This window comes from Subdoligranulum sp. DSM 23681 (assembly GCF_057005535.1).
The window spans coordinates 2,451,875-2,469,668 of record NZ_CM168050.1 but is presented as its reverse complement, the minus strand read 5'-3'; the positions used below and the strand labels follow the sequence as shown (position 1 = coordinate 2,469,668).

The 17,794-nt window shown below is 63.9% G+C and carries 18 protein-coding genes; 3 read left to right on the top strand and 15 right to left on the bottom strand.

Going from position 1 to position 17,794, the window contains the following annotated elements:
• Nucleotides 1-5: 5 nt before the first annotated feature.
• The 11 genes from AC127K_RS11375 to spoIIP form a co-directional block, all read right to left on the bottom strand.
• Nucleotides 6-1,040 (bottom strand): hypothetical protein, encoded by a 1,035-nt coding sequence (locus tag AC127K_RS11375; RefSeq protein ID WP_483720678.1) that lies wholly within the window; start codon nucleotides 1,038-1,040, stop codon nucleotides 6-8.
• Nucleotides 1,041-1,141: 101 nt separating this feature from the next.
• Nucleotides 1,142-2,362, bottom strand: coding sequence for a cell division protein FtsZ (ftsZ, locus tag AC127K_RS11370; RefSeq protein WP_483720677.1), 1,221 nt, complete (start codon nucleotides 2,360-2,362; stop codon nucleotides 1,142-1,144).
• A gap of 224 nt (nucleotides 2,363-2,586) precedes the next feature.
• Nucleotides 2,587-3,900: a UDP-N-acetylglucosamine 1-carboxyvinyltransferase gene (locus AC127K_RS11365; protein ID WP_483720676.1), complete on the bottom strand. Its 1,314-nt coding sequence runs from the start codon at nucleotides 3,898-3,900 to the stop codon at nucleotides 2,587-2,589.
• A gap of 63 nt (nucleotides 3,901-3,963) precedes the next feature.
• A complete protein-coding gene (locus AC127K_RS11360) occupies nucleotides 3,964-4,554 on the bottom strand; it encodes a dipicolinate synthase subunit B (protein ID WP_294542808.1) in 591 nt (196 codons plus the stop codon).
• Entirely contained in the window at nucleotides 4,551-5,333 is a 783-nt protein-coding gene (locus AC127K_RS11355) for an NAD(P)-dependent oxidoreductase (RefSeq protein WP_483720675.1), read from the bottom strand. The genes AC127K_RS11360 and AC127K_RS11355 overlap by 4 nt, the downstream gene beginning before the upstream one ends.
• A 150-nt stretch (nucleotides 5,334-5,483) precedes the next feature.
• Entirely contained in the window at nucleotides 5,484-7,520 is a 2,037-nt protein-coding gene (locus AC127K_RS11350) for a peptidoglycan DD-metalloendopeptidase family protein (RefSeq protein ID WP_483720674.1), read from the bottom strand.
• A 59-nt stretch (nucleotides 7,521-7,579) separates the two neighbouring features.
• Complete coding sequence (locus AC127K_RS11345; protein WP_483720673.1) at nucleotides 7,580-8,833, bottom strand: murein hydrolase activator EnvC family protein; 1,254 nt, start codon at nucleotides 8,831-8,833, stop codon at nucleotides 7,580-7,582.
• 121 nt (nucleotides 8,834-8,954) lie between these two features.
• On the bottom strand, nucleotides 8,955-9,197 hold the full coding sequence (locus AC127K_RS11340) for a phosphatase (protein WP_294541424.1): 243 nt from the start codon (nucleotides 9,195-9,197) through the stop codon (nucleotides 8,955-8,957).
• A gap of 175 nt (nucleotides 9,198-9,372) precedes the next feature.
• Nucleotides 9,373-10,413 carry an A/G-specific adenine glycosylase gene (gene mutY, locus AC127K_RS11335; RefSeq protein WP_483720672.1) on the bottom strand — a complete coding sequence of 347 codons (1,041 nt, stop codon included), beginning with the start codon at nucleotides 10,411-10,413 and terminating at the stop codon, nucleotides 9,373-9,375.
• Nucleotides 10,413-11,810 (bottom strand): asparagine--tRNA ligase, encoded by a 1,398-nt coding sequence (gene asnS, locus AC127K_RS11330; protein WP_483720670.1) that lies wholly within the window; start codon nucleotides 11,808-11,810, stop codon nucleotides 10,413-10,415. Before asnS ends, mutY begins: the two co-directional genes overlap by 1 nt.
• Nucleotides 11,811-11,888: 78 nt before the next feature.
• On the bottom strand, nucleotides 11,889-13,034 hold the full coding sequence (gene spoIIP, locus AC127K_RS11325; protein ID WP_483720669.1) for a stage II sporulation protein P: 1,146 nt from the start codon (nucleotides 13,032-13,034) through the stop codon (nucleotides 11,889-11,891).
• 194 nt (nucleotides 13,035-13,228) lie between these two features.
• On the opposite strand from spoIIP, the gene rpsT reads away from it, so the two are divergent.
• Nucleotides 13,229-13,498 (top strand): 30S ribosomal protein S20, encoded by a 270-nt coding sequence (gene rpsT, locus AC127K_RS11320; protein ID WP_204648758.1) that lies wholly within the window; start codon nucleotides 13,229-13,231, stop codon nucleotides 13,496-13,498.
• A 72-nt stretch (nucleotides 13,499-13,570) separates the two neighbouring features.
• Here rpsT and AC127K_RS11315 read toward each other — a convergent pair whose 3' ends face one another.
• From AC127K_RS11315 to AC127K_RS11300, 4 genes are read right to left on the bottom strand one after another with little or no spacing between them, the layout of a single operon-like run.
• Entirely contained in the window at nucleotides 13,571-13,927 is a 357-nt protein-coding gene (locus tag AC127K_RS11315) for a SpoVA/SpoVAEb family sporulation membrane protein (RefSeq protein WP_294541412.1), read from the bottom strand.
• Nucleotides 13,924-14,958 (bottom strand): stage V sporulation protein AD, encoded by a 1,035-nt coding sequence (locus AC127K_RS11310; RefSeq protein ID WP_483720668.1) that lies wholly within the window; start codon nucleotides 14,956-14,958, stop codon nucleotides 13,924-13,926. The genes AC127K_RS11315 and AC127K_RS11310 overlap by 4 nt, the downstream gene beginning before the upstream one ends.
• 6 nt (nucleotides 14,959-14,964) lie before the next feature.
• On the bottom strand, nucleotides 14,965-15,408 hold the full coding sequence (locus AC127K_RS11305) for a SpoVA/SpoVAEb family sporulation membrane protein (protein WP_294541408.1): 444 nt from the start codon (nucleotides 15,406-15,408) through the stop codon (nucleotides 14,965-14,967).
• A gap of 43 nt (nucleotides 15,409-15,451) precedes the next feature.
• A complete protein-coding gene (locus tag AC127K_RS11300; RefSeq protein ID WP_483720667.1) occupies nucleotides 15,452-16,030 on the bottom strand; it encodes a GNAT family N-acetyltransferase in 579 nt (192 codons plus the stop codon).
• Between the two features lie 73 nt (nucleotides 16,031-16,103).
• Here AC127K_RS11300 and prmA point away from each other — a divergent pair, with 73 nt between their 5' ends.
• Complete coding sequence (prmA, locus tag AC127K_RS11295) at nucleotides 16,104-17,021, top strand: 50S ribosomal protein L11 methyltransferase (protein ID WP_483720666.1); 918 nt, start codon at nucleotides 16,104-16,106, stop codon at nucleotides 17,019-17,021.
• A 3-nt stretch (nucleotides 17,022-17,024) separates the two neighbouring features.
• Nucleotides 17,025-17,756: an RsmE family RNA methyltransferase gene (locus AC127K_RS11290; RefSeq protein WP_483720665.1), complete on the top strand. Its 732-nt coding sequence runs from the start codon at nucleotides 17,025-17,027 to the stop codon at nucleotides 17,754-17,756.
• Nucleotides 17,757-17,794 lie beyond the last annotated feature (38 nt).

Genomic DNA, 17,794 nt, shown 5'->3' with positions numbered 1-17,794 from the left:
ATGTATTACTGTTTGGAATGCTTGTCCAGACGCTTCATGGCATCTTCCAGCTCCTCCGACACCGGACGCAGCGGGGCGGAACGGCGCAGCCGCCGGACAGGTTCCGATGCGGCAGGCGAAGCGGCGGGATGCACGCGGCGCGGTGCCACCTTGGGGCGGGCGGGTGCCGCCGAGGCGGATGGCTGGGGCTGGGCAGCCGGCTTTTCCACCGGACGCAGTTTCCCGAAAGACCGCATATCTGCTCCCAGTTCCTCCAGATCCTTGCTGGTATCGTCCAGCGCCTGATAAATGGCACCGGTGGCATTTTCCAGATCCATGGAAGCGGAAGCCAGCTTTTCATCCACACGGGTCAAGCGATCCCGCAGCAGCTGCACACCGGCAGCCAGGGCGCGGGCGTTGTCCGCCATGCGGGCCTTCTGGTCATCCTCCTGCTGGCGCAGGCGGCGCTCGGCGCTTTCGGCGTTCAGGCGGGCGTCGGCCAGAATCTTTTTGGCTTCGATGCGGGCCTGCTCGGTCACGGTGACCGGTGCCGGCTCCTCCTTGGGAGCCGGTTTGGGGGCGTCCTGGGCCGAAGCGGCAGGAGCGGGCGCCGGTGTGGCTGCCATGGTGGGCATGCCCCCTTTGGGGATCATGGCCTCCATCTCTGCCACCTGCTTTTCCAGGTCCCGCTTCTGGAACTGCAGACTCATGATGGTCTGCTGTCCATCCTTATACTTGTTCTGGAAATTGCTGGCACGCTCTTCCGCCTCCCGGAGCTGGGTGACGGCATCACTGCCAGCCTTTTCGGCTGTTTCGGCGCGCTGGGTGGCCTGGTTCAGTTCTGCCTGCAGCTTTTCCACGCAGCGACGCGCATTTGCCTGTTCCTTTTTCAGTTTGTCAAGCTGGGTGTTCAGATCGTCGATGGTCTGCTGGTATTCCAATTCACGCTGCTGGGTCTCATTGGCCAGCGCATTCATGTAAGCCAGCACATCATTTTTATCAAAGCCCAGCATGCTCGTGCGGAACCCCTTTTCCTGAATGGACGGGTTCTTGGACGGCATAGCGCTCCTCCTCATGTATAAAAGGCACCATACCCGCCACAATGCGGCGGGCTGCCCGGTATTTCAACATCCGCAAGACCGGGCTGTGCACGGTCGTATGATCAGGAACGCTTGTTCAGGATGCTGAGCAGATCGTTGAAGTAATCGCCGTCATCCTCTTCCTCCTGCTCGGCGGGCTTGCTGCTGCCGGTGGGAGTGACCTCGGTGTTGAAGATCACCGGGCTGGGAATGACCGGATCCACGGTCGGCGGCGGGGTGGGCATGGCAGGCTGCTGCGCGGCAGGCTCGGCCTGGGCGGCAGGAGCGGCGTTCTTGGCGGCCATCTGGGCATGCATGGCAGCCTGGATGGGCTCATCCACGCCCGGCGTGTTCTCAAAGCCGGTGGCCACGACGGTGATGTTCATCTCATCAGCCAGACGCTCGTCGAAAGCGGTACCCCAGATAATGTTGGCATCGGGGTGGGCAGACTGGGTAATCATGGAAGCGGCGGTCTCCACATCGTCCAGACCGATATCCGGGCTGGAAGTGATGTTGATGATGACACCGCGGGCGCCGGCGATGCTGGTTTCCAGCAGCGGACTGGAGATGGCAGCCTTGGCGGCGTTTTCGGCCTTGCCGGCGCCCTTGGCGACGCCGACACCCATGTGGGCGAAGCCGGCGTCCTTCATGATGGAGCGCACGTCGGCAAAGTCCAGGTTGATGAAAGCCGGAATGTTGATCAGGCTGGAGATGCTCTCCACGCCCTGACGCAGCACGTTATCCGCGGCCTCGAAAGCGTTCATCAGGGTGATCTTTTCCTGGCTGATGAGCTTCAGGCGCTCATTGGGGATGACGATCAGGCTGTCCACATGCATCATCAGGTTGGCGATGCCCTGTTCAGCCAGACTCATCTTGCGCTTGCCCTCAAAGCTGAAGGGCTTGGTGACGATGCCGACGGTCAGGATGCCCAGGTCATGGGCAGTCTCAGCCACCACGGGAGCCGCACCGGTGCCGGTGCCGCCGCCCATGCCGGCGGTGATAAAGACCATCTGAGCGCCTTTGAGGGCGTTGGCGATCTCGTCCTTGCTCTCCTCCGCTGCACGCTGGCCCACTTCCGGGTCAGCGCCGGCGCCGCGGCCCTTGGTCAGCTTGGCGCCAAGCTGGACCTTCTGGGTCGCCTTGGAGTTGATCAGGGCCTGCTGGTCGGTGTTCATCGCAACGAATTCCACGCCGCCAAGGCCTGCATCGACCATGCGGTTGACAGCGTTGCCGCCGCCGCCGCCGACGCCGATCACCTTGATGTTAGTTACATTCTGCATCTCTTCATCGAGAACGAACGCCATGAGTGTATCCCCCTAAACAGTTGTTAGTTTCGATGGGCCCGACAACCCGGGCCGCCGCAATGCGGTTATGACCCAGAGGCACACTGGCCCTGTATTTTTAACATATAACTGATTATTAGAATACCAAATTCCCAACACAATTTCAATAGCTGCGGCGCAAAAAATCAAAATTTGCGCCGCAGCCCGTTGAAATATCCAAAAGAGTTTACATGGCAGCGCGGATTTTATCGCATTTGCATAGCAGAGGCAGTTTTCATCGTGGCATCGCTCATTGTTTTGACATATGTGCAGCGCGCGCCCAGGGTCGCCAGCTCCGCGGGCAGGTCCTGATAGCCCCTGCGGATGTGACCGGAGTCCATAACGGTCCCCGTTCCCCCGGCTGCCAGCGCCGCCAGCACCAGCGCGGCCCCGCCCCGCAGGTCGGGGGCCGTCACGCAGGCGGCATGCAGCTGCGCGTCGCCGCCGATCCACAGGTCCCGGCCATCGGCCCGGACCCGGGCGCCCATGGCCGCGAACCCTTCGGCACAGGCGAAACGGTTCTGGAACAGGGCATCATGGATATGGCTTTCGCCCCGGGCGCACAGGAGCACCGCTGCCGCCAGCGGCGCCGTATCGGTGGCAAATCCCGGCCAGGCTCCCGTGCACAGGTCCGCCCCACCCCACAGCGGGATATCCGGCTCCCGGGCCGCCGTAAATCCGTCCGGTCCTGCGGTGATCTCGCAGCCGGCGGTGCGCAGGAACCGCAGGAAAGGCGCCAGGTGCCCGGGGCGGCAGTGTTCCACCGCAATGCGTCCCCCCGCCACCGCCACCGCGGCGGCATAGGTGGCGGCGGCAATGCGGTCGGGCAAAGGCAGGTGCACGCCGCCGCCCGGAAGCGGTCCCGCCGCCCCGCGCACCCTGATCACAGGGGTGCCGGCCCCTTCGATCTGCGCCCCCGCCATGCGCAGAAAAGCGGCGGTATCTGCAATTTCCGGCTCACAGGCGGCACCGCGCAGCACGGTCTCGCCCCGGGCACAGGCGGCGGCCATCAGCAGGGTCAGGGTGGCACCCACGCTGGGAAGGCGCAGGGTGAAATCGACCCCATGCAGAGACCCCTGCCGGCGCAGGGTCACCGCAGACTCACTCTCGGAGATCTCGGCCCCCATGGCGCCCAGCCCTGCCAGATGGATGTCAATGGGGCGGGGGCCCAGGCGGCAGCCTCCGGGCAGGGGCAGCTCCACCGTCCCCGCCCGCACCAGCAGCGGCGCCAGATAAAATACCGACCCCCGCATGGCCCCCGCCAGCTCCGGCGGGACATGGCCGCAGACTGCAGCAGACGGGAGAAGGATATCCGGGCCACGGCGCACCGGTCCGGCCCCCACCGCCCGCAGCAGCGCCAGACTGGCATCCACGTCCGACAGCCTGGGTACCCCCCGCAGCACGCAGGGTCTGCTGCACAAGAGACTGGCCGCCAAAAGGGGCAGCACGCTGTTTTTGGCCGCTGCGGGGCGAATCCGGCCCTCCAGTACCCGCCCGCCCGTGATCTTGATCCGTTCCATCGCCGCACCGCCTTTCGAAATATCCGTCACACCATACCAATATATGCGTCATTCCGCCGAAAGTTACAAAAGCAGCGGCTGAAGCTGCACACCCCGCAGGGCACTTTCCAGGGCGTCCGGCAGCAGGGTGAAGTCGCTCTTCAGGCTGTGGGGCTTTTTGAAACTGTCATCCTGGCCGAAGGGCACAAAATAGATGTTTTTGCGCTGCAACAGGGCGGCCAGACTGCCCGCACTGCCCGAAAGGCCGTCGTTGGTGGAGGGGGCCAGCAGAAGGGGCCGGCCGCCCCGCAGCATGCTTTTGGCCGCCAGGGTGACTGCCGTACTGCTGATCCCGTTGGCCAGAAGTCCCATGGTGGTACCGGTACAGGGGGCGATGACCATGGCCCGGGCCAGTTTCTGGGGGCCCAGGGGTTCCGCCTGCTGCAGGGTCGTCATGGGCGGGTGGCCGGTCATCTCTTCCAGAGTCCGGTACAGGGAAGCCGCCGTCCCGAACCGGGTATCCTGTGTGGCCGCGCTGGAACTGAGCAGCGGAAGCACATCCCATCCGTCCCGGCAAAGGCGCTGGATCTGGGGCAGCACAGCCCCGAAACTGCAAAAACTGCCGCACAGGGCAAACACCACCGCGCGGGGTGTATCCTGCCATGTCTGTGTCATACCGTCACCCTCCCCTGTTCCTGCAAGATGGTCAATATGGTCTGGGCGATGAGTTCCCCTGCCGTATCGGGTGCACATCGTCCCGGAAGCCCCGGGGCCAGCCGTGCCTGCAGGCCCATGGCCTGGGCGGCGTCAAAATCCACACCGCCCGGAGCGCTGGCCAGATCGATGATCACCGCCCCGCGGGGCAGGCATCCCAGCAGCTGGGCCGGGAGCACCAACGCCGGGATGGTATTGACCACCGCATCAAATCCGGGCAGAAGCCGGTCCAGGGCGGTCAGCGGTGCCGCGTGGCAGCCGCAGCACCGGGCCCCGGCCCGCTGGTCGGCGCTGCGGGCCGCCACCGTGACCCTTGCCCCCAGCGCCGCCAGACGTCGGGCCACCGCCTGCCCCACCCGGCCGAAGCCCAGCACCAGGACCGGGCTTTCCCACAAGGTGCGGGTGCGCATCTGCATGAGCAGGCACAGGCACCCTTCCGCCGTGGGGACCGCATTCAGGCTGGCCAGTTCGCTGCGGGTATAATAGTCCACCGGCACCCCGCCGGTACGCTGGATGGTGCTGCGTGCCTGCGGCGCCATGAGCCCGCCGAAGACCGGTGTGTCCGGCCGCATCCGGTGCAGAAGGTCCAGCTGTCCCGGCGTGATGGTGCGCAGAGGCATGGGCAGCAGAAGAAAATCGGCACGTTCCGGTGCCCCGCGGGTGCACCCGGCTTCCCGCAGAGCACGGCCGGCAGCCTGCTGACGGGCATCGCCGTCAGCCATACAAAATGTAAAGGACATATTTCCACCCCCGTGTTCTGAGCCATCTTATGCCCGAACGGCGGGCAGGGTGACGGAAAACCAGCTTTGCCGGCCTTTTGCACTGCGGAAGCGCCGGTTTTGACAAAAGAAAAAAGCCCCTGCCGAAGCAGAGGCTCTGAAAGCAAAAGATCAATAATGGTTGAGGGCGTCACATTCACCGCGCCAGACAGAGAGCGGTTCCACCGGGACGGTACCCACACGGACTTCTCCGATGGTGGTGCGGTCCGTCTGGGCGATCTCCTGCCCTTTCTTGACGGTGGCGCCCACCTTGACGGAAACGCTGCGCAGGCAATAGAAAACACTCTTGACGCCGGCGCCGTGGTCGATGACCACCGTATAACCGGCGGTACCGCCCAGGCCTTCGGCCAGGACGACCTTGCCGGCCGCCGGGGCCAGCAGGCTGCTGTTCCGGGTGGTGGACACGATCACATTGTTGCTGATCCGTCCGGTGCCGGTGCCTGCCACCCGCTCGGACCGGGTGCGGCCCACGTACTCGGTGGTGCCGTAGGCCAGCTCCACTTCCGCCTTTTCGGTGAAGGGCAGATTGAAGCCGTCCTCCGTCCAGGCGGGCTGCTCGTCCCCGGTCTTGAGCACCGCCAGTACCTTGGCCGGGGTATCACTTTCGGCAATATACGGGCTGGTCAGTTTGCTCTTGCTGGAATAATCCTTATACACATTGGCCCGGGCCTTGACGGTCAGGCTGAGTTCCTGTTCATAGCCCGCATAGCTGACGGTAATGGTGTAATCCCCCGGTTCCTGGTTGACCCCGATGGGCAGATAGCAGACCCAGTCGTTTTCGCCCCGGTGGAAGGCCGTGGCGGTCAGCTTGCTGCTGGCAGTGGGAGCCACCTGATCGGATACGCCCCCGCTGACCCGCACCGCCACCACACTGCCCTGGGTGGCAGACACGGTGTTCAGGCGGATGGAAGGCCGCAGACTGACCGTAAAGCTGAACAGATAGGTCTGCTTGCCGGAGACTTCCGCCGTGTGGCTGATCTTTTTCTCATTGCGGAAAATGACCAGCTCGGCGGTGTAGGTGTCGTTCTTGGTGAAGGTGTAGTTGCCGAATTCTTCGGCCGTGCCTTCAAACACCGACTCCCCGTCGCTGTCCTCCACCGTCAGCCTGGTGTCGCAGTCGGTGTGGCGCACGCTCAGGTCCACCTGTGCTGTCTCGATGGTCGCGGCGATCTGGGTGGGTTCCTTGGAGACGGTTTTGGCGTAGGTGCGCTTGAACACATTGGCCACCACCGGCACATGCCAGCTGTAGGAGGTAGGCTCCAGTTCCTCGCCGTTGAATTCGGCCGAGACCTTGGGGATGGAATCCGGCGTGGCTCCCTTGTACAGCCATGCGATGCCGGCACCGGCCACCACTGCCACAAACGCCACCACAAACGCGACCCACTTCAGCAGACTCCACATGCTGTCGCCGACGCGGCGGTGCAGCCGCCGCAGACGGGCGGGCAAAGACGGATCGGCGGAATCGGGGTCTCCCTCCTCCTCGCCGCTCCCGTCGGAGTCGGCGGTGTCCGGTTCGGGGATGGACTCTTCCTCCTCGATCTTTTCCACGATTTTTTCAATGGAAAGCTGGACCGTGCGGGTCATCTGTGCGGCGCGCTGCTGCTGTTCGGCCGATTCGGCCTCCCCGTCGGCCTCCTCCTCGGCTTCCTCAGACGCGTCCTCCGCCCCGGAGGACACCTTCTCCTCCGCATCGTCCCCTTGGGGAATGTCCGGCGTCCGGGCCGGTTCGGCCTCCTCTGCCGGGTCTGCGGATTCAGCCGGTTCCGGGCTTTCCGGTGCGCGGGGCGGTTCCTCCTCAGGCAATTTCGGAAGTTCCGGTGCCTGCGGCTCTTCCGGGGCTGCAGGCTCTTTGTCCGGCTGCTGTGCCGGCGTTTCGGCGGGTTCTTCCGCCGGGGCCGGGGTCTGGGCCGCCGGGGCCGGCACCTGACCGGCGGGCGTCTCTTCCGGCCGGTCCACCGGGGAAATTTCCGCCTTGTCCCCGGCAGGAGCCTCCCCTTTCAGCGTCTCCCGGTTCTGTCCGGACTGTGCGGAAGCAGCACGCTGGGCCCCGCTCTTTTTGCGCCGGCGCCGACGCCTGTTATGTCCGGCCGGAGAACTGTTCTGTCCCACGGCCGGTGCTTTTTCTTTTTCGAAAGTCTTTTCCTCCATAACTAACCCGTCCCATATCTATGCGCAACAACCAAACGGCGGCCGTGAAAAGGACACGCTCATTTGTTTTCCTGGTATTGTAAACCGCTGGAGCCCTTGATGGCCGCGGCGGGATCAACAGATTTATTGCCGATGCGCAGCTCATAAATCAGGTCATGCACATCGGTGGTGGTACCCACGGTGTCCCCGCGGGCAACGGTCTGGCCCTGCTGCACGCTGACGGTGCCCAGACCGAACAGATAGCTCTTGACGCCGCAGCCGTGGTCGATGACCACGGTGCCGCCGGTGAGGGCCAGTTCCCCTGCATAGGCGACGGTCCCGTTCTGCGGTGCGCTCACCGTGCTGCCCGGTTCCGCCGCAGCGTAGGTCAGCCCGGTGGAACGGCTGGTCACGGCGCCGTCGGTCATCAGACGGTCCCCGTACTGGGCGGTAGGCAGGCTGGTACAGGGGGCGGCAAAGGCACCCTGCCACAGTTTATCGCTGCTGCCCTGGGCATACAGCGGCCAGATGGCATTTTTGTACTGGTCGGAAGCACCGGGTACGGTGACCTCCGCCTCCGGTTCCACCTGCACGGTGGAGACCTTGTTTTCGGTGACCGAGAGGGCCAGCTGCTGGACCAGCTCCCCGCAGGTCAGTGTCAGCTGGTGTTCCCCGCCGGAGGTGTTGTAGGTGATGGGGATGTATCCCATAAATCCATCGGTGGTCTTGCGGAACCAGACGGTGCCCAGATCACTTTCCAGGGTGGGGGTACTGCCGTCCAGGATCCCGGTGACGGACACCGCCACCACCGTTCCCTGGGGTGCACTGGTGGTGCTGAGGGTGGCCTTGGGCTGGATGTTCACGGTATAGTTGACACGATAGGCATACCAGCCGGTGGAAACACCGTTCACATCCGGCTGGGCGTCCCGGTACAGGGTCAGGTCCAGCTGATACTGGCCGTTCTGTGTGTAGACATACTCCATGTAGGCGGAGGCGTCCCCCTGGGCGGCCACGGTACCGTCCGGACCGGTCAGGGTCATCTCCGAACGGTTGACCCAGTCGGGAAGGGTCAGCACGGGAGAGGTATCCCCCATATCTCCCAGCTTCTGGACCGTCAGGTTGGTCAGGCTGGAAAAATTGCGTTCCACCACATGTCCCAGCACCGGCACCGTCCAGTCATATCCGTTGGGTTCCAGCGCGGCCTCCCCGAGAGTGGGATGATTTTGCGGCAGCTTGTTTTCCCCCGTCATGGCATACAGGGCCGCGGCCGCCCCGCCCAGGAGCAGAGCGACCATCACAACCACCATCAGGAGCCAAAGCAGCAATTTTTTCATACCGATTCCTTCCTGTTGCGGCCGAACGCCGAAAGCAAAAGCCGGGTACGGTCCGGGGTGTCCGAAAGCACGCCCCGGCCGCACCTGGCCGTTTCTGCACAGGTCTTATGCGGCGATGGAATCAGTCGGCAGACGACTCGTCGCCGGCTTCACCGTCTTCGGGCTTGGCCGGCTCGGTCTCGATGGGCTCGTAGATGGTGTCCTCATCCTCGTCGTCGTCAAACTCATTGTCGCTGTACAGAAGGCGCTCGTACTCGTCCAGTTCCTTTTCGCGGCGGCGCAGATACAGCGCAACGGCGGTCAAAACACCGGCCGCAGCCGCGATGAAAGCCAGAGCAACGCCAAACGTGGATTTTTTCATCATAATACATTCCTCCGAACCGGCGGGCCGCCAGGGCGGACCGCATTGTGTGGGCATGCCAAGCCCTTTGAGCGGGCATACCGGGGTCAGCTGCTTTTATTATAACCGACCCCGGATTAGAATACAACAACGCAAACGTAAAATTTTACCAACCGCTACCGGGAAAACCTGTGAAAATTTATTGATTTCCGGCTCCCGGCACATAAGCTGCAAAAGCACTTGGCACGGTGAAATTTCCTGTTGCATCGTCCGCACGGCCCCAGTCCAGACCTTCCGGCAGGTCACAGGCGGACGCGGTGCCCCGCCAGCCGGACAGCTCCCAGATGCGGTGGGTGAACACATGGCGGGCCGGTGCCAGGGCTTGCTGCCAGGTGACGGCCACCCCCAGGGCTTCCAGCCGGCCGGCCAGTTCCTCCCGGGTCAGGCTTTCGCCCTCAAAGCACAGGGGCTGCCACAGATTGGCCAGCAGCCCCCGGGCCGGACGGCGCTGCAGCAGATACCCGGCCTCGCTTTCAATGAGGGCCACCGTGACCGGGACCTTTTTCTTTTCCTTCTTGGGCGGCTTCACCGGCAGGGAGGCCGCCCGTCCCGAAGCATAGCCGCTGCACAGTTCCTGCAGCGGGCAGACCTGGCACTGGGGCGCACCCGGAACGCAGACCAGGGCGCCCAGCTCCATGAGGGCCTCATTATAAGGGCCGGGAGTGGCTTTGGGCATTTCCTCCATCACCCGCCGGGTGAACAGCTGTTTGGTGGCAGGGCGGGTGATGTCGGCATCATCATCAAAAATACGGGCAAAGACCCGCAGCACGTTGCCGTCCACCGCCGGGGCGGGAATGCCGAAGGCGATGCTGGCAATGGCGCCGGCGGTGTAATCCCCGATGCCGGGAAGGGCCCGCAGGGCCTCCCAGTCGGCGGGCAGTTCCCCGCCGTACAGGTCGCACACCTGTTGGGCGGCCTTCTGCATGTTGGCGGCCCGACTGTAGTAGCCCAGCCCCTGCCAGAGTTTGCGCAGGCGGTCAGGCGGGCAGGCCGCCAGGTCTGCCGGGGTGGGCAGCTCGGCCACAAAGCGCTCATAGTAGGGCAAAGCGGCGGCCACCCGGGTCTGCTGGAGCATGATCTCGCTGACCCAGATATGGTAAGCCGAAGGCTCCTGCCTGAACGGCAGAAGCCTTCGATTCTGTTCAAACCAGGGCAGCAGTTTTGCGGCGACGCCCCGCATCAGAAACCACCGCAGGTGCGCGGGAAGGGAATGACGTCACGGATGTTGGGGATGCCGGTGACGTACATCAGCAGGCGCTCGAAGCCCAGGCCGTAGCCCGCATGCTTGACGCTGCCGAACCGGCGCAGGTCCAGGTACCAGTCGTAGTCTTCCTGCTTCAGGCCCAGTTCCTGCATGCGCTGGGTCAGCACATCCAGGCGCTCCTCACGCTGGGAGCCGCCGATGAGCTCGCCGATGCCCGGTACCAGCATATCCGCGGCGGCCACAGTCTTGCCGTCGTCGTTCATGCGCATATAGAAGGCTTTGATCTCTTTGGGATAGTCAGTGACAAAGACCGGCTTCTGGAACACCTGCTCGGTGAGATAGCGCTCGTGCTCGGTCTGTAGGTCCATGCCCCAGTACACCTTGTACTGGAAGTTGGCATCGTTCTTTTTCAGCAGTTCGATGGCGTCGGTGTAGCTGACCCGGGCGAAATCGCTGTCCGCCACCAGCTGCAGCCGCTCCAGCAGGCCCTTGTCAAAGAACTGGTTGAAGAAGGCCAGCTCGTCGGCGCAGTGGTCCAGCAGGTAGCGGATGACATACTTGGTCATGGCCTCGGCGGTGTTCATATAGGTATCCAGGTCGGCGAAGGCCATCTCCGGCTCGATCATCCAGAACTCGGCGGCATGGCGGGTATCATAGCTCTTTTCGGCGCGGAAGGTGGGGCCGAAGGTGTAGACCTTGCCCAGAGCCATGGCCAGGGCTTCGGCTTCCAGCTGACCGGACACGGTCAGGTTCACCGGGCACTTGAAGAAGTCCTGGCTGAAATCCACCTTGCCCTCCTCGTTGCGGGGCACGTCGCACAGGTTCATGGTGGTGACCTGGAACATCTCACCGGCGCCCTCGCAGTCGGAGCTGGTGAAGATGGGGGTATGCACATAGGTAAAGCCGTTCTCGTTGAAGAAACGGTGCAGGGCGTACGCGGCCTGACCGCGCAGGCGGAAAGCCGCCAGGAAGGTGTTGGTGCGCGGACGCAGATGGGTCATGGTGCGTAGGTACTCGGTGCTCATCTTCTTCTTCTGCAGCGGGTACTCGGGGCCGCAGGTGCCCAGGATCTCGATGGCGTCGGCGTTGATCTCAAAGGGCTGGCGGGCGCCGGGGGTCAGCACCAGGCGGCCGGTGACCGCGAAGCTGGTGTACAGGCCGCACTTGGCCACCTGGGCATAGTTTTCCAGACGGGCGGCCTCAAACACGATCTGCACGGGCTTGAAGCAGCTGCCGTCGGTCAGCGAGATGAAGCCGATCTGCTTGGAATCACGCACCGTCTTGGCCCAGCCGCAGACGGTCACAACGGTGCCATCGGCGGGGGTGTCGGTGTAAAGCTTGGACAACTCGATCCGGTTTTTCAGGTAATCCATGGGGGTCCCCTCTCCTCTAAACAATATAGATATGGGTAATTATAGCGCATCGGAGCGGGAATGTACAGCCCAAAATTCTCACCCCTGTCCCCGGAACAGGGCTGCCAGAGCCCGGGCAGCGTACTCTCCCCCGCGCACCGCCTCGGTCAGGGTGTTGGCATGGCCGCCGATCTCGATGAGCAGGCTGCCGGTGGTCACATCCTGGTTGTAGAACCGGTACCCGCACAGCACCGGGCGGGTCAGACCGGGGTACAGGGTCTCCATCTCGGTCTCCCAGGCGGCGGCAAATTTCAGGTTCTGCTGCCAGTGGGGCAGATTGACGGTGCCGCCGTTGTCACATCCGGCGATGATCATGACCTGGGCGGTGTCCTGCCCGTCGATCTGGCACAGAGGTTTGACGCGGGTGCCGTCAGAGTTTTCGATGGCGTCCCGGTGCACATCCAGGATCACCTTGATGCTGGGGTATTTTTCCACCCAGGACCGGGCGGTCTGGGCACTGCGGGCATAACTTTCGGTATAGCTGGGAGAATCATGGAGGGTGGTGTCGTGGACGGTGCGGATGCCTGCCTGGTTCAGGATCTCGGTCATGCGGTCCCCCACCGCACACATATTCAGGGAGGCATCGGTGGTGCGGGCGGAAAAGTCCGGGTCATAGACAAGGTCGTCCCAGGTCTGGTAGGTCTCGGTGGCGTGGGTGTGCAGGATCAGCACCTGGGGCTCCTCACTGTCCAGTTCCACCTCAAAAGGCAGCGGGCCGTCCGCAGCCCGGGCCAGTTCGGCATCGGTGTGCTGGGTGGAGTTCTTGATGCTGCCGGCATCCAGCTGCACATACCCTTCCCCGCTGCCCTGGGAGTAGAACTGGGCGCGGATGGCCCCGGCGTTGGCCAGATCCGGCAGAGCGGTGACGGAGGGAGACGCCGTGGCGGCGGGTTCCGGTGTGGAAGCTGCCGCCGGGTCCGGTGTAGCGACCGGGGCGGGGGTCGGTTCCCCGGCCGGGACCGGCGTGGCGCTGGCCGCCGCCATGGTGCGGGTGGTATGGTCGACGGGCGCCAGTTCTTCCTGCCAGACATGCAGGGTGGCTGCCGGTGCCACCACAAAAGCCGCCGCCCGCAGCCCCCAGTTCCCCGGCGGCAGCCGCCCCGCTGCCCAGACGCAGCCCAGTCCCAGCACGGCCGCCAGCGTTCCGGCCCCCAGGCGGGCCAGCCCACGGCGCAGTTCCAACATGGCGATCCCTCCTCTCCCTGAATTTGAGTATATGCGGGGAGGGCCCCGGATTTGCCCACGGGACGGAAATGCCCCGCCAAACGCCGAAAACCGGAAGGGATACGCCAAAAAATTTCAAAAAAGGTCTTGCAACGCGCCCAAAAATATGCTAGTATAATTTGTACTGTTATGGGTCAACCAAGGAGGTGGAACGAATGCCTAACATTAAATCCCAGAAGGACCGCGTGGTGCAGGCCAAGAAAGAGGCTATGCACAACAAGGCCATCAAGACCAGCCTGAAAACAGTGATCAAGAAGGCAGACGCTGCCATCGACAGCAATGCTGCTGACAAGGACGCCGTCATCCGTGCGGCCGTCTCTGCCATTGACTCTGCGAAGAGCAAGGGTGTCATCCATAAGAACACTGCTTCCCGCAAGGTCAGCCGCATGGCCAAGCGCAACAACAAGGTCAACGCTGCGCAGTAAATTCCAGCAAGAACAATTCCCGCCTCAGGGTCTCGACCCCGGGGCGGGAATTTTCGTTTTTGCGGATGCTTTTCAATTTTGGTCCCGGCTGTGGCCCACCAATGCTGCCAGCAGGGCAAAAACCAGGCTGGCCGTCACACCGCCGGAAGCGGCGCACAGCCCCCCGGTAAAGGCTCCGGGCAGACCGGTCTGGTCCACGGCGCGGCAGACCCCCTGGGCCAGCAGATGGCCGAACCCCAGCAGGGGCACGCTGGCCCCCGCCCCGGCCAGATCGGCCAGCGGCTGGTACAGTCCCGCCGCGCTGAGCACCACCCCCGCCACCACATACCCGGTGAGGATGCGGGCCGGACTCAGGGCGGTGTAGTCCAGCAGCAGCTGGCCCACCACACAGATGGCACCGCCGATGACAAATGCCCACAGGTAACTCATGCCTTTTTCCCCTCCTTTGGTGCGCCCAGCTCCACCGCATGGGCGATGCCGGGGATGCTTTCCCCCTGCAGAAAGGTAGTCTGGCTCATGAGGGCACCGGTGGAAAGGAACAGCACCCGTTTCCACTCTCCCCGCTGCAGCCGGGGCAGCACCCGGGCACACAGCACCGCAGCGCTGCACCCCGGACCGCTGCCCCCTGCCTGTACGTTCTGGCGGGAGGTATCGTAGAGCAGGCAGCCGCAGTCCCAGTGGTTGGAAAGGTCGTAGCCTTCCCGGCGCATCTGGGTGTGCAGCAGCTCGCTGCCCACCTCCCCCAGATCCCCCGTCAGGATGGCGTCGAAGTCCTGGGGTGCGGCGTCAAAGGCATGAAAATAAGCCAGCAGGGTGGACGCCGCAGCTGGCATCATGGCGGCGCCCATATTGTTGATATCGTGCACCCCGTAGTCCTGCACCCGGCCGAAGGTCACCGACAGCACAGGGACCCCCTCCGCTCCCGCCGGACGCAGCAGGCAGGCCCCGGCGGCAGTGGCGGTCCACTGGGCGGTGGTGGTGCGCTTGCCTCCGTAGGTGAGCGGGGTGCGGAACTGGCGTTCGGCGGCGCAGAAGTGGCTGCTGGTCATGACCAGGGTACGCTCACTGTAGCCAGCTCCGGCAAAGGCCGCTCCCAGGCAGAGGGATTCCGCCATGGTGCTGCAGGCCCCGTACAGCCCCGCAAAGGGCACGCCCAGCGCCCGCATGGCGTAGGCGCTGGCGGTGCACTGGGCCTGCAGGTCCCCGGCAAAGGCCAGGGTGACCTCCCGGGCGGAGATGCCCGCCTTGCGCAGGCAGATCTTGGCACATTTGGACTGGAGCATGGTCTCGGCACTTTCCCAGCCGGAACAGCCTTCCGGCCCGAAGGAGGCGTCCTCCACCAGCAGATCAAAACCGGCGGCCAGCGGACCTTCCCCTTCCCGCTTGCCGCCCACGGCGGCCCAGGTGGAGATGACGGGAGGGTGCTCAAAAACAATGGTATCTTTGCGGCGGACCGACATCTTTCCTCACCCTCCTTTGCTCATGGCCCAGTAGATCACGCCCCAGGCCCAGCTGGCCAGGGTACCGAAGGCCAGAACCGGTCCGGCAATGCCGAAGATATGGGCACCGATGCCGGTGACCCAGCCTTCGGTCTTGAACTCAATGGCCGGACTGACCACCGAGTTGGCAAAGCCGGTGATGGGCACCAGGGTACCCGCCCCCGCGTGGACGGCCAGTTTCTGGTACCAGCCGAAGAGGGTGGCCACCGCCGAGGCAAAGATCAGGGTGATGCTGGTCAGGGTGCCGGCCATCTCTGCATCATACCAGGCAAGGTAGGTCTGCCGCAGCATCTCCCCCGCCAGACAGATCCCGCCGCCCACAAGGAACGCCCACAGGCAGTCCTTGAGAACGGGAGAATGGGGCATGGCATGCCGGACCATCCTGGCATAGGTTTTGGGGTCCAGTTTCACGGGAACACTTCCTTTATAAAAGGTGTTTGTTCCCAGTATGCCCTCAGCCGCCGTAAAATATTACGTTGCCCCGGTAGTAGGGTTCCGGCACTGTCATCCGGTAGATGCGCCGCAGGTCGGCGTTGACCGCCGCATCCGGCACGGCATCCCCGCAGGGCAGGGCCAGAACCAGATACCGCACCCCGAAGAGCCGGCTTTCGATGGCGGTGGTGCGGGCCCCCGCCCGCAGATAGAACCCGATGCGCCGTCGGGCTGTCTCCGGGTCGGGGGCTTCGGCGGGGTGTTCGCACTCGATGATGAGGGCCTCCATCCGGTCCCGGTAATGTCCGGCCAAGGCTTTCAGGGCCGCCGTGCCGGTGCCGTGGCCCCGCCGGTCCGGCAGGACCGCAAAATAATCCAGCAGAGCGCACCGGCAGTCGGGCATGACCGTCTGGAAGGCATAGGCCGCCATGGCGCCGGTGGTGCCGTCCAGCAGGGCCAGGGGTTCGTACCAGCCTTTTTCCATCATCTGGGCCATACTGGCGTAGGGTTTGAGCTCTTCCGGCGGGAAATCCGCCTTCATCCAGCGGTCATACACCGCTTTTGTCTGTGCCGCGTCCAGCGGCAAAAGCCTCAGGTTCATACAAAGCGCCCCTTTCCAAGCCGCGTGGGATGCGGTATAATACAACTATCTTGCAGCAGGAGGATTCCGAATTATGGAGTGGACCGACATTACCATCACCGTACCCCAGAAGTACGCCGACACCGCCGAAGCCATCGCCACCATGGTGGCCAACGGCGGCATTTATATTGAAGATTACAGCGATCTGGAACAGCAGGCCTGGGAGATTGCCCATGTGGACCTGATCGAGCAGGATCTGCTGGACCAGCCCCGGGATGTCGTGAAGGTGCACATGTATCTGGCCCCGGACGAGAACCTGGCCGAGGTGCTGCCCCTGTTCCGGGAGCGGCTGGATGCTTCGGGCATTGAGTACACCCTTTCCACCACCGGTGTCGAACAGGAGGATTGGCAGAACGCCTGGAAAAAATACTACCACGCCATGGACATCGGTCAGCGGCTGGCCATCGTTCCCGGCTGGGAGGAATACCAGACTGACCGCACCGTGATTACCATGGACCCGGGCATGGCTTTCGGCACCGGCACCCATGAAACCACCTCCCTGTGTCTGGAGGTGCTGGACGCCCGCATCAAGGGCGGCGAGCGGATGCTGGATATCGGCACCGGGTCGGGCATTCTGTCCATTGCGGCCCTGAAGCTGGGCGCCGCCGAGGCCGAGGGCGTGGACATTGATCCCATGTGCGTGCGCACCGCCGGGGAGAACGCCCAGCGCAACGGGGTGCAGGACCGGTTCAAAGTGCTGGTGGGAGACCTTTCGGACAAGGCCAGCGGTGTATACAACATCATCACCGCCAACATCGTGGCGTCGGCCATTCTGTCCCTGGCGCCCCATGTGCCCGCCCTGATGGCCCCCGGTGCGGTGTTCATCGCCTCCGGCATCATCGACACCCGCAAGGAGGAAGTGCTGGAAGGCCTGCGCGCCGCCGGACTGGATCCCTTTGAAGTGCACGAGAAGCGCGGCTGGGTGTGCATCGTCTGCCGCAAGGAGGACTGAGAGATGCCCCACCGCTATTTTACCCGGGACGTGGCCGACGGCCATGCGGTCCTGCAGGGTACCGACGCCCATCACCTGGTCCATGTGATGCGGGCGGGCATCGGGGATGAGGTGGTCCTGTGCGGTCCGGATGCCCTGGAATACACCGGCCGCATCGAGAGCATCCAGGGGGACCGGGTCCTGTTCACGGTGAGCGAGGGGTATCCCAGCACCGCCGAGCCCAGGACCCGGGTGACCCTGTACGCCGCCTACCCCAAACAGGGGAAGCTGGAAGAGGTCATCCGCCACGGCGTGGAACTGGGGGTGGCGCAGGTGGTGCCTTTCTTCAGCCGGTACTGTGTGGCCGCCCCCAAAAAGGAGGAGGCAAAGAATGAGCGGTACAACCGCATTGCCGCCGAGGCCGCCAAGCAGTGCGGCCGGGGGCTGGTGCCGGATGTGCGGATGCCCCTGCCGGATTTTGCCTCGGTCTGTGCCGAGTTCGGGCAGTATGACCTGGTGCTCTTCTTTTACGAGGGCGGCGGAAGGTCTTTGCGGCAGATTATAGCAAACACGCCGGATGCCGCCCGCATTGCCCTGGTCACCGGCAGCGAGGGCGGGTTTGCCCCCGAGGAAGCCCAGCAGGCCGCCGCTTCCGGCGGGGTGACGGTGGGCCTGGGGCCCCGCATCCTGCGGTGCGAGACAGCCCCCCTGGCGGCGCTGGCCGCCGTGATGACCCTGACGGGGGACCTGGAATAAACCAGACAGACAACAACGCGGGGGATGCCGGACGGCGT

What these genes read in the sequence shown, in the direction of transcription:
- AC127K_RS11375 (WP_483720678.1), bottom strand. Translation starts at nt 1,040, where the DNA reads ATGCCGTCCAAGAACCCGTCCATTCAGGAAAAGGGGTTCCGCACGAGC.
- ftsZ (WP_483720677.1), bottom strand. Translation starts at nt 2,362, where the DNA reads ATGGCGTTCGTTCTCGATGAAGAGATGCAGAATGTAACTAACATCAAG.
- AC127K_RS11365 (WP_483720676.1), bottom strand. Translation starts at nt 3,900, where the DNA reads ATGGAACGGATCAAGATCACGGGCGGGCGGGTACTGGAGGGCCGGATT.
- AC127K_RS11360 (WP_294542808.1), bottom strand. Translation starts at nt 4,554, where the DNA reads ATGACACAGACATGGCAGGATACACCCCGCGCGGTGGTGTTTGCCCTG.
- AC127K_RS11355 (WP_483720675.1), bottom strand. Translation starts at nt 5,333, where the DNA reads ATGTCCTTTACATTTTGTATGGCTGACGGCGATGCCCGTCAGCAGGCT.
- AC127K_RS11350 (WP_483720674.1), bottom strand. Translation starts at nt 7,520, where the DNA reads ATGGAGGAAAAGACTTTCGAAAAAGAAAAAGCACCGGCCGTGGGACAG.
- AC127K_RS11345 (WP_483720673.1), bottom strand. Translation starts at nt 8,833, where the DNA reads ATGAAAAAATTGCTGCTTTGGCTCCTGATGGTGGTTGTGATGGTCGCT.
- AC127K_RS11340 (WP_294541424.1), bottom strand. Translation starts at nt 9,197, where the DNA reads ATGATGAAAAAATCCACGTTTGGCGTTGCTCTGGCTTTCATCGCGGCT.
- mutY (WP_483720672.1), bottom strand. Translation starts at nt 10,413, where the DNA reads ATGCGGGGCGTCGCCGCAAAACTGCTGCCCTGGTTTGAACAGAATCGA.
- asnS (WP_483720670.1), bottom strand. Translation starts at nt 11,810, where the DNA reads ATGGATTACCTGAAAAACCGGATCGAGTTGTCCAAGCTTTACACCGAC.
- spoIIP (WP_483720669.1), bottom strand. Translation starts at nt 13,034, where the DNA reads ATGTTGGAACTGCGCCGTGGGCTGGCCCGCCTGGGGGCCGGAACGCTG.
- rpsT (WP_204648758.1), top strand. Translation starts at nt 13,229, where the DNA reads ATGCCTAACATTAAATCCCAGAAGGACCGCGTGGTGCAGGCCAAGAAA.
- AC127K_RS11315 (WP_294541412.1), bottom strand. Translation starts at nt 13,927, where the DNA reads ATGAGTTACCTGTGGGCATTTGTCATCGGCGGTGCCATCTGTGTGGTG.
- AC127K_RS11310 (WP_483720668.1), bottom strand. Translation starts at nt 14,958, where the DNA reads ATGTCGGTCCGCCGCAAAGATACCATTGTTTTTGAGCACCCTCCCGTC.
- AC127K_RS11300 (WP_483720667.1), bottom strand. Translation starts at nt 16,030, where the DNA reads ATGAACCTGAGGCTTTTGCCGCTGGACGCGGCACAGACAAAAGCGGTG.
- prmA (WP_483720666.1), top strand. Translation starts at nt 16,104, where the DNA reads ATGGAGTGGACCGACATTACCATCACCGTACCCCAGAAGTACGCCGAC.
- AC127K_RS11290 (WP_483720665.1), top strand. Translation starts at nt 17,025, where the DNA reads ATGCCCCACCGCTATTTTACCCGGGACGTGGCCGACGGCCATGCGGTC.